The 16,336-nt window shown below is 72.4% G+C and carries 16 protein-coding genes; 3 read left to right on the top strand and 13 right to left on the bottom strand.

The window, feature by feature from the left end; all coding sequences use genetic code 11:
- Positions 1-17: 17 nt before the first annotated feature.
- The gene (locus H7827_RS25010; protein ID WP_432747413.1) at positions 18-1,205 is read right to left on the bottom strand and encodes an acyl-CoA dehydrogenase family protein; all 1,188 of its coding nucleotides are present in this window, start codon (positions 1,203-1,205) and stop codon (positions 18-20) included.
- A gap of 34 nt (positions 1,206-1,239) precedes the next feature.
- Positions 1,240-2,898: an MFS transporter gene (locus H7827_RS25005; protein WP_432747412.1), complete on the bottom strand. Its 1,659-nt coding sequence runs from the start codon at positions 2,896-2,898 to the stop codon at positions 1,240-1,242.
- A gap of 404 nt (positions 2,899-3,302) precedes the next feature.
- Between H7827_RS25005 and H7827_RS25000 the strand changes: the two genes are divergently transcribed.
- Entirely contained in the window at positions 3,303-4,211 is a 909-nt protein-coding gene (locus H7827_RS25000; RefSeq protein WP_432747411.1) for a phosphatase PAP2 family protein, read from the top strand.
- Here H7827_RS25000 and H7827_RS24995 read toward each other — a convergent pair.
- A complete protein-coding gene (locus H7827_RS24995) occupies positions 4,174-4,401 on the bottom strand; it encodes an I78 family peptidase inhibitor (protein WP_200368102.1) in 228 nt (75 codons plus the stop codon). The two genes, H7827_RS25000 and H7827_RS24995, sit on opposite strands and share 38 nt — an antisense overlap.
- Positions 4,402-4,848: 447 nt before the next feature.
- On the opposite strand from H7827_RS24995, the gene H7827_RS24990 reads away from it, so the two are divergent.
- Together H7827_RS24990 and H7827_RS24985 are read left to right on the top strand one after the other, a co-directional pair.
- On the top strand, positions 4,849-5,664 hold the full coding sequence (locus H7827_RS24990; protein ID WP_386538266.1) for a hypothetical protein: 816 nt from the start codon (positions 4,849-4,851) through the stop codon (positions 5,662-5,664).
- 79 nt (positions 5,665-5,743) lie between these two features.
- Positions 5,744-6,124: a hypothetical protein gene (locus tag H7827_RS24985; RefSeq protein ID WP_386538264.1), complete on the top strand. Its 381-nt coding sequence runs from the start codon at positions 5,744-5,746 to the stop codon at positions 6,122-6,124.
- Positions 6,125-6,145: 21 nt separating this feature from the next.
- On the opposite strand, the gene der is transcribed toward H7827_RS24985, so the two are convergent.
- The 10 genes from der to ald all read right to left on the bottom strand — a co-directional run bounded on the left by der (position 6,146) and on the right by ald (position 16,270).
- Complete coding sequence (der, locus tag H7827_RS24980; RefSeq protein WP_386538263.1) at positions 6,146-7,615, bottom strand: ribosome biogenesis GTPase Der; 1,470 nt, start codon at positions 7,613-7,615, stop codon at positions 6,146-6,148.
- Positions 7,616-7,706: 91 nt separating this feature from the next.
- Positions 7,707-8,414 carry a lysophospholipid acyltransferase family protein gene (locus H7827_RS24975; protein ID WP_386538307.1) on the bottom strand — a complete coding sequence of 236 codons (708 nt, stop codon included), beginning with the start codon at positions 8,412-8,414 and terminating at the stop codon, positions 7,707-7,709.
- Positions 8,363-9,064 (bottom strand): (d)CMP kinase, encoded by a 702-nt coding sequence (gene cmk, locus H7827_RS24970; RefSeq protein WP_432747410.1) that lies wholly within the window; start codon positions 9,062-9,064, stop codon positions 8,363-8,365. The genes H7827_RS24975 and cmk overlap by 52 nt, the downstream gene beginning before the upstream one ends.
- 143 nt (positions 9,065-9,207) lie before the next feature.
- Entirely contained in the window at positions 9,208-10,293 is a 1,086-nt protein-coding gene (locus H7827_RS24965; protein ID WP_386538260.1) for a prephenate dehydrogenase, read from the bottom strand.
- A gap of 29 nt (positions 10,294-10,322) precedes the next feature.
- Positions 10,323-11,306 carry a pseudouridine synthase gene (locus H7827_RS24960; protein ID WP_030728167.1) on the bottom strand — a complete coding sequence of 328 codons (984 nt, stop codon included), beginning with the start codon at positions 11,304-11,306 and terminating at the stop codon, positions 10,323-10,325.
- A complete protein-coding gene (gene scpB / locus H7827_RS24955) occupies positions 11,306-11,917 on the bottom strand; it encodes an SMC-Scp complex subunit ScpB (RefSeq protein ID WP_030728170.1) in 612 nt (203 codons plus the stop codon). The genes H7827_RS24960 and scpB overlap by 1 nt, the downstream gene beginning before the upstream one ends.
- Positions 11,910-13,124: a segregation/condensation protein A gene (locus tag H7827_RS24950; RefSeq protein ID WP_432747409.1), complete on the bottom strand. Its 1,215-nt coding sequence runs from the start codon at positions 13,122-13,124 to the stop codon at positions 11,910-11,912. The genes scpB and H7827_RS24950 overlap by 8 nt, the downstream gene beginning before the upstream one ends.
- An 89-nt stretch (positions 13,125-13,213) precedes the next feature.
- Entirely contained in the window at positions 13,214-13,759 is a 546-nt protein-coding gene (locus H7827_RS24945) for a hypothetical protein (protein WP_386538255.1), read from the bottom strand.
- Positions 13,744-14,844 carry a ParA family protein gene (locus H7827_RS24940; RefSeq protein ID WP_078635192.1) on the bottom strand — a complete coding sequence of 367 codons (1,101 nt, stop codon included), beginning with the start codon at positions 14,842-14,844 and terminating at the stop codon, positions 13,744-13,746. The genes H7827_RS24945 and H7827_RS24940 overlap by 16 nt, the downstream gene beginning before the upstream one ends.
- Positions 14,845-15,154: 310 nt before the next feature.
- Positions 15,155-16,270 (bottom strand): alanine dehydrogenase, encoded by a 1,116-nt coding sequence (gene ald / locus H7827_RS24935; protein ID WP_386538305.1) that lies wholly within the window; start codon positions 16,268-16,270, stop codon positions 15,155-15,157.
- Between the last annotated feature and the right edge of the window lie 66 nt (positions 16,271-16,336).

Here is a 16,336-nt window from a genome sequence, read left to right as displayed (position 1 = left end):
GGCGCGTGTTCGGGGCGTCAGCCCCGGAATGCCTCAAGTCCGGTGAGCGCCTTGCCCAGCACCAGCTGATGCATCTCGCTGGTGCCCTCATAGGTGAGCACCGATTCCAGATTCCCGCAGTGCCGCAGCACCGGATACTCCAGCGAGATCCCGTTCGCGCCCAGGATCGTGCGCGCGGTGCGGCAGATCTCCAGCGCTTCCCGGACATTGTTCAGCTTGCCGAAGCTGACCTGCTCCGGGCGCAGCCGTCCCGCGTCCAGCCGGCGGCCCAGGTGGTGTGCCAGCAGCAGCCCCTTGTGCAGTTCCAGCGCCATGTCCGCCAGCTTCGCCTGGGTGAGCTGGAAACCCGCGATCGGCCGCCCGAACTGTTCGCGTTCCCCGGCGTAGGCCAGGGCTGTCTCAAAACAGTCCCTGGCGGCCCCCAGAGCGCCCCACACGATGCCGAACCTGGCGTGGCCCAGCGCCCCCAGCGCCGCGCCCAGCCCCCGCGCGCCGGGCAGTACGGCGTCGGCCGGCAACCGTACTCCGTCCAGGACGAGTTCACTGGTGACGGATGCGCGCAGTGACCATTTGTGGCGGATCTCCCGCGCCGTGAAGCCGGGCCGGTCCGTGGGCACCACGAAGCCCCGGACTCCGTCCTCCGTACGGGCCCACACCACCGCCACGCCGGCCACCGAGCCGTTGGTGATCCACATCTTGCGGCCCGTCAGCACCCAGTCACCGCCGTCCCGTTCGGCCCGGGTGCGCATCGCGGCCGGATCCGATCCGTGGTCGGGCTCGGTGAGCGCGAAGCAGCCGATGGTCTCACCGCGCGCCATCGGCGGCAGCCAGCGTTCGCGCTGCCCGGGCGAGCCGTAGCGGTGGATGGCGTACATGGCCAGCGAGCCCTGCACCGAGACCAGCGAGCGGATGCCGGAGTCGGCGGCCTCCAGTTCCAGGCAGGTCAGCCCGTACTGCACGGCGGACGCGCCGGCGCAGCCGTAGCCCTCCAGCGACATGCCCAGCGCGCCCAGTTCACCGAGTTCCCTGGCCAGCTCGGTGACCGGTGCCCGGCCGTCCTCGTACCAGCGGGCGATGTGCGGCCGCACCCGGTCGGTGGCCCACTGCCGGGTGGCCCGCCGCACCGCGAGGTCCTCGGGGCTCAGCAGGTCATCCAGGCCCAGCGGGTCGGCCGGGTCGAAGGGCGGTGGGGAGCCGGTGGGCATGCGGGGCCTCCAGGTGCGCTCGGAGCGGCCGACGTTACGGCCGGGTAACCCCGCTGGGCAAGAGCGGCGGCTCCTCCGGGGCGCGTCGCGGGCCGGGCTCCGCGGCGCGGGGACCGGGCACCGGCGCGGCACCGCTTCCGGCGCCCGTGCGCTCCCCGCCCGCGGGCCAGGCCTCGGCCGCCGGGGCGGTCGCGAGGTCGCGGGGCAGCCGCAGCGCGGCCAGCGCGCCGAGCAGCAGCAGGACGGCACTGGCGATCAGCGTCATGTGCATGCCGTGGACGTAGGCGTCCCGGGCGGTCTGCCGCAGCGCCAGTCCCGGCCCGCCGCCGAGTTGGGTGGCCACCGAGTACGCCTCTCCCAGGGAGTGCGCCGCCGCCGCCGACTCCTCGGTCCCCACTCCCTGGGCGCCGCGGACGGCGGGGCCGTAGACGGCGTTCATGATGCTGCCCAGCAGCGCGATGCCCAGGCCCGCGCCGAACTGGTAGGCCGTCTCGCCGATCGCCGCCGCACCGCCGGCCTCGCCGGCCGGGGCGTCGGAGAGCATCGACTCGTAGGAGGCGAACAGGGTGGTCTCCAGACCGAAGCCCAGCAGCACGAAACCGGTGGCCATCAGCGCCGGGCGGTCCTGCTCCCCCAGCGACATCAGCACCAGGACGGCGACGGCGGTGAGGACGAACCCGAGCGAGACCATCAGGCGCGGGCCGAGCCGGTGCAGCAGCCGGGCGCCCACCAGGCCCGCGGCGATCGCCGCCAGGCTGAGCGGCAGCAACCGCAACCCGGTCTGCAACGGGGAGAGGCCGAGCACCAGCTGCAGGTACTGGGCGGCGATCAGGGCGAGCCCGACGAGCGCCAGCACGGTCAGCACGATGCACCCGACCGAGGTGCCGAAGGCCGGCCGGGCGAAGGCCCGCAGGTCGATCAGCGGATGCCGTTGGCCGCGCTGCCGGCGGACGAACAGAAAGAGCAGCAGCCCGCCGGTCACCGCGGCGAGCAGGGTGAGCGGGCTGTACAGCTCCCCGCCGCCGGCCCGCTTGAGCGCCATGATCACGGTGAACAGACCGCCGGCGGCCAGCAGGGCGCCGGTCACGTCCCACGGGCCCTCGCGCTCGCCGGTGGACTCCGGCAGCAGCCAGCGGGCCACCGGCAGGCACAGGACCATCAGGGGGATGTTGATGAGGAAGACCGAGCCCCACCAGAAGTGCTCCAGCAGCACACCGCCCACCAGCGGCCCGATCGCGGCGCCGACGGCCGCGACGGCGCTCCAGATGCCGATCGCCAGGGCGCGTTCCCGGCGGTCGGGGAAGACCTGCCGCAGGATGGACAGCGTGGCCGGCATGATCATCGCCCCGCCGACCCCCAGCAGCGCGCGGGCGAGCACCAGCACCGCGGGGGTGCCGGCGTACGCGGCCAGCGCGGAGGCCAGGCCGAAAGTGGCGTAGCCGATCAGCAGCACCCGGCGCCGGCCGATCCGGTCACCGAGGGTGCCGAAGAGGATCAGCAGCGAGGCGCACACCAGCGGGTAGACGTCCACGATCCACAGCAGCTCGACCGCGCCGGGCCGCAGGTCCTCGGTGACGGCGGGCACGGCGACGTGCAGCACGGTCGCGTCGATGGCGACCAGCAGCAGGCTGACGCAGAGCACGACCAGAACCGTCCAGCGGTTTCGGTCTTCGGCGGGGAGCGGACTCGCCATGGGCGCGGGCACCTTGGGGACGGGCGGGGTGGGCGGACGAGCCACAGCGTACGTCAGGGACCGGCCGGACCCCCAGGGACCGCGGTCCCTTCCCGCAGGGCCCGCACACGGTCTCCATGTCACCCGGAAAGCCCTGAAGGGAAAACAATCCGAATGGCCGTACCATCATCCCCAGATCGGCAAATCATGGCTTTCAGCTATTCCGTAAAGCCGGGTGAACAGCGGGGGAACTCCGGGCCAATGACCCCCGGAAAAACCCCGCGGCACATCACATCGGCATCACGAAAGCAGGCTGGAGTCGAAGCTCTCCTATCACCGGCTGTAATCTTGCTGGAGTGCGTACCGACCGATTCTTTGCCCGCCTCGAGCAGGAGCCGCAGCGACCGGCCGTCGCGGCTCCCGGCATGAGCCGCACCCGGACCGCACTCCTGTGGGCGACCCTGGGCTCGTACGCGGCGATCGTGGCGGCGGTGCTGAGCACGTCCTGGCTGGTCAGGCTCGACTGGCAGGTGATGCTGTTCCGGCCCTACAAGCAGTGGCCGCAGTTGCACGCCTTCCTCGACTACTTCGTGGTGCTGGGGCAGCGCGGGCCCACCGCGGTGCTGGTGGCCGCCTGGCTGGGCTGGCGCTCGTGGCGCCAGCGCACGCTGCGTCCGCTGCTGGTCATGGCGGTGGCGCTGCTGGCGCTGAACGTCACGGTCGGTGGCGCGAAGTTCGGTATGCGCCGGGAGGGCCCGCACTACGCGAATGACATCGGCTCCAACGAGATGTGGTTGAACGGCGATATATTTCCCTCGGGGCACACCGCCAATGCCGTGGTGACCTGGGGGATTCTCGCGTATCTGGCCACCACGCCGCAGGCCCGCCGCATCCTGTCGGTGATCGCCGCGGTCTTCGCGCTGGGCGTGGGCGCCACCACCGTCTACCTGGGCACGCACTGGGTGAGCGATGTCCTGCTCGGCTGGGCGGCGGGGCTGCTGATCCTGCTGGCGCTGCCGTGGTGCGAGCCGGTGATCCGCGAGGTGGAGCGCCGGGTGATGGTGGTGCGGGACCGGCTGCGGGGACAACCCGTGCGCTCGCGGCACAGCGTTTCGCCGCCACCCGGGGCTCCGGTCGCGGCCCTCCCGGACGCCCTGACGGCGCCCGCCAGGCCCACCGCGGTCACGGCCCGGATCGGCACCACCCACCGCACCCCGGCCCGGCCGCACCAACCGGAGACCCGGCCGCCCGGAGCGCATCCTCCGGTGCGGCCCGTCGAGCCGCTGGGCGGCCCGTTCAGCCCTGCCAGCAGCGCACCACCTCACCGTCCTTGACCGCGAGGTTCAGCCGGCCCGGCATGTACTCCATGGTGATGATCGCGTCCGGTGCGAGCCGGCGTACGGTTCCCCAGCCGCGCTCGGTGGCCTGCCGCTCGGCCCGGTCGGCGGCCAGCCCCACGTAGGCGTCGGGGTCGTCGTCCGGCGTCTGGGGGCGGGAGGGGCGCCAGGGCTGTGATGGGGTCATGTCCCCACCGTATGCCGGGGCCCGCCGCCCCCGGAAGTAGCCGGTGGACGTCCCGCCCCGATCAGCGGACTGTCACGCTTGTGTCACGGTCGACCCGGCCGGCCACCGCCCGGTGGTTCGTGCGCTTCGTGTAATGGAGAATTCCTCCGCATTTCTCTTCCACCGGTTCGTGGAAATCACCGCAACGGCACCGAATACGGCGTTCCGGAATGGCCTCGGACACCCGTCCGCCTTTCCGCCGCCGGCCCGTGTTCCCGCACTCCCGGCACCGCGCCGAACCGGCCACTTCATCGACACGCTCGACACTCGCGCAGATGTGCGAACCAGGCGCGCCCCCGTACCCGTGTGTGCGAATCACGCGCCCTCGGCGTGACCCACGCGCCGCCCCGGCCGTTGTGCACGGGGCCCGCGACGGCAGCGGGCCGCGATACCCAACCGAGGAGCCACATGTCCCCCTTGCTCGACGTCAGTGACGAGGTTCGCGCCGAGATCGGCGAGGCCGAAGCGGCACGGCTGCTCGCGGGCGAGAACGCCCCCGGCACCTATGACTGCACCTCGTGCCGCACCCCGGGCGACACCGGCCAGGAGCGCACCTCCACCGTGCTCTTCGTCGGCGGCGAGACGGCGGTGCTCGCCTTCGCCCACGCCGCCTGCATCCCCTCCCAGGTGGTGACGGTCTCCGAGGAGCAGCTGCGCGGGGCGGTGGCCTCGATCACCGGCCAGTCCACCGTCGCCGAGCCCACGGCGGCCCCCGGCACCCCGCTGCCCGCCGAGCTGGAGGAGGCCACCGGCCAGGTGGTGCTCGGGGTGACCTGCGGCCAGATCCTGATCGGTGAGGACCTCTACCCGGCGCTCGTCGTGGAGCCGTCGGGTCCGGTGGCCCGGCCCGGCTCGGACGGCCCCGGCGACGATTTCCTGCCGCTGCTGATCGAGGCCGGCTTCCTGCCGGTCACCGACGTCTCCAAGGCTCCTTCCCAGGTTCCCGGCTGGTCGGTGCTGCTGGCCATGGGACAGCTGCACTCGGTGCTCCAGGCGGACGCGGCCACCGGCCAGACGGCTGCCTGGTGGCAGGCGCACCAGCCGCTGGCGGTCACCGACGGCTGGCGCTCGACCGCCAACCAGAAGCAGACGGTGCTGGTGTACGCGGCCCCGGCCGGTTCGATCGGCCAGCAGCCGCGGGAGGACCTGCTGCGGGACGCGCTGGAGAAGGCGGCGGCCGGCGGGCTGCTGGTGGCCGCCGCGATGCCGCTGGCGGGCACCTGAGCCGCCCGTCCGGCTGACGCGATCAGGTATCCGGGCGCGGCGCCCCGCATCCGCCGCCCCGGATGATCGTTGACCGGGCGTGCACCCTTACGAATCCACCCGACCTCAGCATGCCCCCGCCCACGCCGCGATCCCCGGCCAATCCGGTGCGCACGCACGGAGGGCTCCGTACGATCACGGCCACACCGCTTCGGAGACCCCGATCTTCGACTCGCTCTACGACGAGTACCGGCGGCTGTTCCGGGCGCTGCCGGGGGACCGCTCGGGCGAGGAGGACCTGCGGTTCGTGGGATTCGGCACCATCCGCGGCACCGGCACCAGCAGCGGGGCGGCGAGCTGGCGGTACTACGGGCGGCCGGAGCAGGGGCACCTCCCCTCCGCGTACTACGGGGAGGTGTCCACCACCGGCCGGTCCTTCCCGGCCGCGCTGCCCCCGGCCCGGCGTGACGCGGGCGGGTGAGCGGGCGGCCGGGCCGTACGGCTACTTCTTGACCCGGCCGCGCTTCTCGCGCACCCGCACCGACACCTTGATCGGGGTGCCCTCGAAGCCGAACTCCTCGCGCAGGCGGCGCTCGATGAAGCGCCGGTAGCCGGCCTCCAGGAAGCCCGAGGCGAACAGGACGAAGCGCGGCGGCTTCGTCCCGGCCTGGGTGCCGAACAGAATCCGGGGCTGCTTTCCGCCGCGCACCGGGTGCGGGTGGGAGGCCACCAGCTCACCGAGGAAGGCGTTCAGCTTGCCGGTGGGCACCCGGGTCTGCCAGGCGTCCAGCGCGGTCTCGATGGCCGGCACCAGCTTCTCCATGTGCCGGCCGGTGAAGGCGGAGATGTTGACGCGCGGCGCCCACTGCACCTGCACCAGGTCGCGCTCGATCTCCCGTTCCAGGTAGAAGCGGCGCTCCTCGTCCATGAGGTCCCACTTGTTGTACGCGATCACCAGCGCCCGGCCGGCCTCCACCGCCATGGTGATGATGCGGGTGTCCTGCACGCTGATCGGCTCGGTGACGTCGATGAGGACGACCGCGGCCTCCGCCTTCTCCAGGGCGGCGGCGGTGCGCAGCGAGGCGTAGTAGTCGGCCCCGTCCTGCAAGTGGACGCGGCGCCGGATGCCGGCGGTGTCCACGAAGCGCCAGACCTTGCCGCCCAGGTCGATGAGCTCGTCCACGGGGTCGCGGGTGGTCCCGGCGGTGGCGTCGACGACCACCCGGTCCTCCTTGGCCACCTTGTTCAGCAGCGAGGACTTGCCGACGTTGGGGCGCCCGATGAGGGCGATCCGGCGCGGGCCGCCGGGCGCGCTGCCGAAGGTCTGCGGGGGCGCCTCCGGCATGGCCTCCAGGACCGCGTCCAGCATGTCGCCGGTGCCCCGGCCGTGCAGCGCGGAGACGGGGTAGGGCTCGCCGAGGCCCAGGGACCACAGGTAGGCGGCGTCGGCCTCGCCGGAGGGGCCGTCCACCTTGTTGGCGCACAGCACCACGGGCTTGCCCGCCTTGCGCAGCAGCTTGACCACGGCCTCGTCGGTGTCCGTGGAGCCCACGGCGGCGTCCACCACGAAGACCACGGCGTCGGCGGCCTCGATGGCGTACTCGGCCTGAGCCGCTACGGAGGCGTCGATACCGAGGACGTCCTGCTCCCAGCCGCCGGTGTCCACCACCTTGAAGCGGCGGCCCGCCCACTCGGCCTCGTAGGTGACGCGGTCGCGGGTGACGCCCGGGCGGTCCTCGACCACGGCCTCGCGGCGGCCGATGATCCGGTTCACCAACGTCGATTTGCCGACGTTGGGGCGGCCCACGACGGCGAGCACGGGCAGCGGCCCGGCGTTGGCCGCCGCCAGCTCGCTGTCGATCTCCTCGGCGTCGAAGCCCTCCTGCGCGGCCAGCTCCATGAACTCCGCGTACTCGGCGTCGCCCAGCGCACCGTGCCCGCCCGCGTCGCCGGGATCGTTCTGGTCGTTCATGGGTGTGGTCCTCAATGCGAAGAAACGAAAACGAAAGGGATGGAGGGCGGCGGCCGGCCCGTGGAGCCGGCGCCGCATCCTCCAGTGTCGCTCAGCGGCCGGTGAGCCGCCGTGCCTTTTCCAGGTGCGCGGTCAGCCCGTCCCGCAGCCGCACGGTGGCGGCGTCCAGCGCCGCCCTGGTGCGGCGGCCGCCCTCGCCCACCGTGAACGGGTCGCCGAAGACCACGTCGAGCCGGCCGCGCAACGGTGGCAGCCCCTGTATCAGCCGGCCGCGCCGCTCCGTGCTGCCCAGCACCGCCACCGGCACCACCGGGGCGCCGGAGCGCACCGCGAAGTACGCCAGACCGGCCCGCAGCGCGGCGAAGTCGCCCTCGCCCCGGCTGCCCTCGGGAAAAATGCCCAGCACCCCGCCGTTCTTGAGCACGCCGAGGGCGGAGGTGATCGCGGTGCGGTCGGTGGTGTCGCGGTCCACCTCGATCTGGCCGATGCGGCGCAGGAACGGGTCGAGCGGTCCGATGAACGCTTCCTTCTTGATGAGGAAGTGCACCGGCCGCGGGGCCACGCCCATCACCATCGGGCCGTCCACGTTGTGCGTGTGGTTGACGGCGATGATCGCGGGCCCGGCCGCCGGCACCCGCCAGGCGCCCAGCACCCGGGGCCGGAACAGCCCGTACATCAGGCCGACCCCGATCCGCCGGCCGACCTCGGCGCCGCGCTCGGTGGGTGCGACGGGGGCGCGGGAGACGGTCACGGCAGTCGCTGCTTCCGCTCCGCGTCCTCGATGACGGTGATCACGCAGGAGATGACCTGTTCCAGGGTCAGCTCGGTGGTGTCCATCTCGGTGGCGTCGCCGGCCTTGGCCAGCGGGGAGGTCTTGCGCCCCGAGTCGGCGGCGTCCCGCTTGATCAGCGCCTCCCGGGTGGCGGCCAGGTCGGGGGCGCCGGGGCCGGTGGCCTTCAGCTCACCGCTGCGCCGCGCCGCGCGCGCCTCGGGGGCCGCGGTCAGAAAGATCTTCACGTCGGCGTCGGGGAGCACGGTGGTGCCGATGTCCCGGCCCTCCACGACGATCCCGCCGGGGGCGTCCGCCGCGATGGTGCGCTGCAGCTCCGTGATCCGGGTGCGCACCGCGGGGACCGCGCTGACCGCGCTGACCGCGCCGGTGACCTCGGGGGTGCGGATCGGGCCCGCCACGTCCGTCCCGTCCACCGTGATGGTGGGGGCCAGCGGGTCGGTGCCGGAGACGATGTCCGGCTTGCCGGACACCGCGGCGACCGCGGCCGGGTCGTTCACGTCGACGCCGTTGCTGAGCATCCACCAGGTGATGGCGCGGTACTGCGCCCCGGTGTCGAGGTAGCCCATGCCCAGTCGCGCGGCCACCGCCTTGGAGGTGCTGGACTTGCCCGTTCCGGAGGGGCCGTCGATGGCGACGATGACGGGATGTGCGGACACGTGGCTGCGCACCTTTCTCAGCGGCGGGCGGGAGGGGGCGCGCTCCCTGGATCAGGCAGCGATCGGCCCCGGCCAAGGGTACCGGCCCCCGGGCCCGCGCCCGGCCCCCGCCCACACTTCCCGCACAGATGTACGAGCCGGGGTCACTGCCGTATCGCCCAGCCGCGCTCGCGCAGCGAGGCGATCAGCCGCGGCGCCGCCATCGGGTCCACCATCAGCTGCACCAGACCTGCCTGCTGGCCGGTGGCGTGTTCGATGCGGACGTCCTCGATGTTGACGCCCGCCGCGCCCGCGTCCGCGAAGATCCGGGCCAACTCCCCCGGCCGGTCGGTGATCGGCACCCCGACCGTCTCGTACACGGCGGGCGCCGCGCCGTGCTTGCCCGGCACCCGCTCGCGGCCCGCGTTGCCGCGCCGCAGCACCGTCTCGATCCGGGCCGCCCCGCCCGCGCGCCGTTCCGGGTCCCCGGACTCCATCGCGCGCAGCGAGCGCACGGTCTCCTCCAGATCGCCCGCAAGCGCCGCCAGCACATCGGCGACCGGGCCGGGGTTGGCGGACAGGATGTCCAGCCACATCTGAGGCGTGGAGGCCGCGATCCGGGTCACATCACGGATGCCCTGCCCCGACAGCCGTACCGCGGACTCCTCGGCGTGCTCCAGCCGGGCCGCCACCAGGCTGGAGATCAGCTGCGGAGTGTGCGAGACGAGCGCGACGGCCCGGTCGTGGGCGTCGGCCTCCATCACCACCGGAACCGCGCGGCACAGCGCGACCAGCTCCAGCACCAGGTTGAGCACCTCGGTGCGGGTCTCGGGGGTGGGGGTGAGCACCCAGGGCCGGCCCTCGAAGAGATCGGCGGTGGCCGCCAGCGGCCCCGACCGCTCCTTGCCGGACATCGGGTGGGTGCCCAGGTAGCCGGCCGGATCGCCGCCGAGCGCGGCCAGCTCGCGGCGCGGACCGCCCTTGACGCTGCCCACGTCGATGCAGCCGTCCGCCACCGCGCGCCGCTGCACGTCCGCCACCGCGGCGGCGATGTACGCCGGGGGAACGGCGACGACGGCGAGCTCCACCCGCCCCGTCACCGGTTCCTCGGTACCCGCCCCCAGTGCGGCGGCGGTACGGACCTGGTCCGGATCCCGGTCCTCCAGGTGCACCCGTACGCCGCGCGCGCTGAGCGCGAGAGCGATGGAGGTACCGATCAGACCGGTGCCGATGACCAGGGCGGTGCGCATCCGACCAGCGTAATGGGGTCAGCGGACGGTCACAGACCGACCTCCCGCATCAGCTGGCCCACCTCGGTGTTGGTGAGACGGCGCAGCCAGCCCGACTTCTGCGAGCCCAGGGCCAGCGGGCCGAAGTGGGTGCGGACCAGCTTGTCGACCGGGAACCCGGCCTCCGCGAGCATCCGCCGCACGATGTGCTTGCGGCCCTCGTGCAGGCTCACCTCGACGAGGTAGTTGTTGCCGGTGTTCTCCACGACCTTGAAGTGGTCGGCGCGGGCGTAGCCGTCCTCCAGCTTGATGCCGTCCTTGAGCCGCTTGCCCAGGTCACGCGGGATGGGCCCGCGGATGGCGGCGAGGTAGCTCTTCTTGACGCCGTAGCGGGGGTGGGTCAGGCGGTGCGCCAGCTCGCCGTGGTTGGTGAGCAGGATCAGGCCCTCGGTCTCGGTGTCCAGACGCCCGACGTGGAAGAGCCGGGTCTCCCGGTTCTGTACGTAGTCGCCCAGGCACTGGCGGCCCTCGGGGTCCTCCATGGAGGCCACGACGCCGGCCGGCTTGTTGAGGGCGAAGAACAGGTACGACTGGGAGGCGATGGTCAGCCCGTCGACCTTGATCTCGTCCTTGTCCGGGTCGACCCGGCGGCCCTGCTCGGTGACGATCTTGCCGTTGACCTCCACCCTGGCCTGGTCGATCAGCTCTTCGCAGGCCCGGCGGGAACCGAGCCCGGCACGCGCCAGCACCTTCTGCAGGCGCTCACCCTCCGGCTCTCCGTGGGTCTTGGGGAGCTTCGGCGCCGGCTTGTCGTGCCGGGCGCGGTTGCGCTCCTCGATCTGGGCGTCGTACTCGCGCGACCGCGCGGGCGCCGGACGCTTGCGGGCCGGCTTGGCGGGCCCGCCCGGGCCGCCCTGCTTGCCGTACCTGCGCTCTTCGGGACGGGGGGGCCTGCCCGTCCGCTTCTGCTTGTCGTCGCGGCTGTTGCCCGCGCCCCGGTGGTTCCGGTTGCTGTTATTGCCGCTGCTTCGCATCAATGATCCGTAGGAGTCTCGCCGCTGTCGTCAACTTCGAACGACGGCACTCCTTCCTGGCTCTCGCCCTCGACCTGATCGGCCTCGGGAAGGAAGGGAGCCAGCTGCGGGAGCTCGTCCAGGCCGGTGAGGCCCAATCGCTCCAGGAAGTAGTGTGTCGTCCCGTACAGGATCGCACTTGTTTCGGGTTCGGTGCCCGCTTCCTGGATCAGCCCGCGCTGGAGCAGGGTGCGCATGACCCCGTCGCAGTTCACGCCGCGCACGGCGGAGACCCGCGAACGGCTGACCGGCTGCCGGTACGCGACGACCGCCAGTGTCTCCAGCGCGGCCTGGGTGAGCCGGGCCTGCTGCCCGTCCAGCACGAAGCTCTCCACCGCCTCGGCGTACCGCGCCCGGGTGTAGTAACGCCAGCCGCCGGCGACGTACCGCAGCTCGAATCCGCGGTTCTGCGCGGTGTACTCGTCGGCCAGCTCGCGCAGCGCGTCGGCGATCTCCCGGCGCGGCCGGTCCAGGACCTTGGCCAGGTGTTCCTCGGTCGCCGGCTCGTCGACGACCATGAGCACGGCTTCCAGGGACGGCTTGAGCGCGGGCGGTGGGGCCGGTTCACTCATGGGGTGCCTCCTGATCGAACTCATCGGTGACCAGCGTCCGACCGGCCTCCTCCGGGGCGGCGCTCCAGCGCACCAGCAGCGGCCCCAGGGCCTCGGGCTGGTCCAGGTGCACGGCGCGTTCGCGGTACAGCTCCAGCAGGGCGAGGAAGCGGGCGACGACGGTGAGGGTGTCGGGGGCGTCGGCGGTCAGCTCGGCGAAGGACACCTGCCCGGCCTCCCGCAGCCGCTCCACGACGAGGACGGCCTGCTCCCGTACGGAGACCAGCGGCGCGTGGATGTGGTCGACGTACACCTGGGGCACCGGCTTGGGCTGCATGGCCTTCACGGCGAGCGCGGCGAACCCCTCGGGGCCGACGCTGATCATCACCTCGGGCAGCAGCTGTGCGTGGTGCGGTTCGAGGCCGACGGTACGCGGGTGGCGCAGCGCCTCGCCGGTGAGCCGCTCGGCGAAGATCTCGGCGACGCGTTTGTAGGCGCGGTACTGGAGCAGCCGGGCGAACAGCAGGTCGCGGGCCTCCAGCAGGGCCAGGTCGCCCTCGTCCTCGATCTCGGCGGCGGGCAGCAGCCGGGCGGCCTTGAGGTCGAGGAGGGTGGCGGCGACGACGAGGAACTCGGTGGTCTGGTCGAGATCGCCGTCGGGGCCCATGGCCCGCAGATGGGCGAGGAATTCATCGGTGACCCGGGAGAGGGCGATCTCGGTCACATCGAGCTTGTGCCGCGAGATCAACTGCAACAGCAGGTCGAAGGGGCCCTCGAAGTTGTCCAGGACGAGCCGGAACCGCCCCTCCCCCGGGGCGCTCGCCTCGCCGGCGGGGTCCGCGGCCGGGGCGGGCCGCCCCGCGTCCGGGTCGGGCGTGGCCCCGCCGCCCCCGACGTGGGCGGCCCCGTCCCCGGGGCGGTGCGCGGGAGCCGCGCCGGTGTCCGGCTCCTCACCGCCCACCGCGCCGGGGGCGGACGGCTCGGTGGCCGCGGGTGGCCGGGAGGCGCTGCTCCCGGCATCGGTGTCCGGCTCCGCCGGTGTCTGCGGCGGTGGCACGGACACCTCGGCGGGCGGTGCGCCGCCCGCCGCCGTGCCCCGCGAGGACTCCGGTGGCCGCGGCCCCTCGTCGCCGTCAGCCGTACCCGCGTGCCCGGGCGCGGGCAGCGCTCCCGCGCCGCGGCCCAGGGGGCGGCGGCGTCTCGGCGTGGAGGGGTCGGCGGGGGGCATCGCGGGGCACATTACCCCTCGGTGCTGACAATTGGGACGTGCCGCGACGCGAAGGGCCGTCCGGTCTTGCCCGCGTCATGCGGTGGGCCTCAGCGGCCCCGCAACCGTCGCACCAAGATGCTGGCGTCGCCCCGTGATTCGAGGTCCGCCAGGACCACCGCGACCGCCTCGCGGACGATCCGGCCGCGGTCGACGGCCAGTCCGTGCTCGCCGCGCAGCACCAGCCGCGCGTGTTCCAGGTCCATCAGTTCCTCGGCGGACACATAGACCGTGATCTTCTCGTCGTGCCGTTCGCGCCCGCTCGGCCGTCGCGCCGAACGCCCCTTGCGCGGCTGTTGTTGTGCCTGCCCCGGCCCCGCCGCGGCGGCCCCCGCGCCCGCCGCCGCTGTCGGCTGCTGCTGCTGCGCCGACCGCCGTTTGCCCTGCCCCGGCACCGCGGCCTGGGCACCGGCCTCGCCGCCTCCGCCGCCCGGCGCCGTGGGCGCCGGGCCGTCGGCGGAGGAAGGCGGCTGTGCCTGCTCGTTCGGGCCGGAGGGCTGGGTGGGCTGAGCGGGCTGGGAGGACTGGACGGCCGCCGACCCCCCGGTGCTGCGGAACAGTTCGTCGGCTGCCGGGAGACTCACTCGGCGTGGCACCGGGCGAGCACCTCCCTGGCGAGCTGGCGGTAGGCGGCCGCGCCCACCGAGTTGGAGGCGTACGTGGTGATCGGCTCACCGGCGACCGTGGTCTCCGGGAAGCGCACGGTACGTCCGATCACCGTGTGGTACACGCTGTCGTCGAACGCCTCGACGACCCGCGCCAGCACCTCACGGCTGTGCACCGTACGGGAGTCGTACATGGTGGCCAGGATGCCGTCCAGGCTCAGCTGCGGGTTGAGCCGCTCCTGCACCTTCTCGATCGTCTCCGTCAGCAGCGCGACACCCCGCAGCGCGAAGAACTCGCACTCCAGCGGCACGATCACCTTGTGTGCCGCGGTGAGCGCGTTCACGGTGAGCAGGCCGAGCGAGGGCTGGCAGTCGATGACGATGAAGTCGTAGTCGGGCAGCAGCGGTTGCAGGGCGCGGCTGAGGGTCGACTCGCGCGCCACCTCGCTCACCAGCTGTACCTCGGCGGCCGACAGGTCGATGTTGCTGGGCAACAGGTCCATGCCGGCCACGGCGGTCTTCAGCAGCACCTCGTCGGCGGCCATGCCGCGTTCCATCAGGAGGTTGTAGATGGTGAGGTCCAGCTCCATGGGGTTGACCCCCAGGCCGACCGACAGGGCACCCTGCGGGTCGAAGTCCACCAGCAGTACGCGGCGGCCGTATTCGGCGAGCGCCGCGCCCAGGTTGATGGCGGAGGTCGTCTTGCCGACGCCGCCCTTCTGGTTGCACATGGCGATGATCTTGGCCGGGCCGCGCTCGGTGAGCGGGCCGGGGATCGGGAAGTACGGCAGCGGGCGCCCGGTGGGGCCGATGCGCTCGCGGCGCTGTCGGGCCGCGTCGGGCGCGATGGTCGCCGCGTACTCGGGGTCGGGTTCGTATTCCGCGTCCGGGTCGTAGAACTGTCCGTCGGGCAGTTCTGCGTCATCGGGGATACGGTCGGCGTCTTTCACGTCGTGGCCGTCCGTGCTCTGAGGCGCTGTCATGGTCGCGTGGCTTTGGTGAGTTGCGAAGGTACGGACGGCGACGGAGCCGCTGCCCGCATGTCCACCCCGGGGAGTAATTGTCGACTCATTCACAAGTCGTCCTACCTCCTAGGGGATCAGGAAACTTCTGGACAGAGTCAGCGTTGCACCATGCCGACGATTGGCGACTCTATGGCGTGTCGGCGGTCAGCGGCAACACAATCCGCCGGACCGGTACCGATGTGTCGGGCTTCGCACACCCCCCTGTCAAGAGTGCGAGAGGCGTTTCAAGGTCCGTTCTCGCAGTACCCACTTGGTTGAAAGGGGCACCGGCGGGAAACCGGCGCCCTCCTGTCAGCCGATGTGTCGACAAGAGGATGTGATCTTCCCGATGTTGACGCCTCCGGTTGACGGAACGATCGGATCAGGCCAGAACCGCGGCCAGTTCGGCGTGGGGCATTCCGTGGGCCTCGGCGACGGGGCCGTAGACGACCTGTCCCTCATGGATGTTGAGGCCCAGGGCCAGCGCCGGATCGCGGCGCAGGGCGCCGGTCAGGCCGTGTCCCGCCAGCTCCACGATATACGGGAGCGTGGCATTGGTCAGGGCATATGTGGAGGTGTGGGGCACCGCGCCGGGCATGTTGGCCACGCAGTAGAAGACCGAATCGTGCACCCGGAAGGTGGGCTCCGCGTGCGTGGTGGGGCGGGAGTCGGCGAAACAGCCGCCCTGGTCGACCGCGATGTCGACAAGGACACTTCCGGGGCGCATCCGCGCCACCAGCTCATTGCTGACCAGTTTTGGCGCCCGCGCGCCCGGGATGAGCACCGCGCCGATCACCAGATCGGCGGCGAGCACGGCCCGTTCGAGCTCGAAGACGTTGGAGACGATGGTCTTCACCCGGGTGCCGAAGATCCGGTCGGCCTCCCGCAGCTTGGCCACATCCCGGTCCAGCAGCGTCACATGGAAGCCCAGACCGATGGCGATCTGGGTGGCGTGCCAGCCGGAGACCCCGCCACCGATGACGACCGCCTCACCGGGCGCGGTACCGGGTACGCCGCCGGGCAGCACGCCCCGGCCGCCCGCCGAGCGCATCAGGTGGTAGGCGCCGACCTGCGGCGCGATGCGGCCGGCCACCTCCGACATGGGGGCCAGCAGCGGCAGGGCGCGCCCGGCGGTCTCGACCGTCTCGTAGGCGATGGCCGTGGTGCCGGAGTCCAGCAGTGCCTGGGTGCACTCCCGCGAGGCGGCCAGATGGAGGTAGGTGAACAGGATCTGGCCCTTGCGCAGCCGGTGGTACTCCTCGGCCACCGGCTCCTTGACCTTCAGCAGCAGTTCGGCCCCGGACCACACCTCGTCGGCGGTGGGGACGATCGAGGCGCCGGCGGCGGTGTACTCCTCGTCGGTGATGGCGGAGCCGAGACCCGCGCCGGCTTCCACGGCGACCCGGTGGCCTGCGGTGACCAGCTCGTGCACGCCGGCGGGGGTGATGGCGACCCGGAACTCGTTGTTCTTGACCTCGCGGGGAATTCCGACCTTCACGTCGATCACGGTCCTCTTGCGTCATTGCCAAAGGCAGAACGGAAAGCTGTCAGACCAGTCTAATGA

It is taken from the genome of Streptomyces sp. JH002, assembly GCF_050916115.1.
Lineage (GTDB): Bacteria > Actinomycetota > Actinomycetes > Streptomycetales > Streptomycetaceae > Streptomyces > Streptomyces xiamenensis.
The sequence above is the reverse complement of the archived record's forward strand: the minus strand, read 5'-3'. Positions and strand labels throughout refer to the sequence as shown.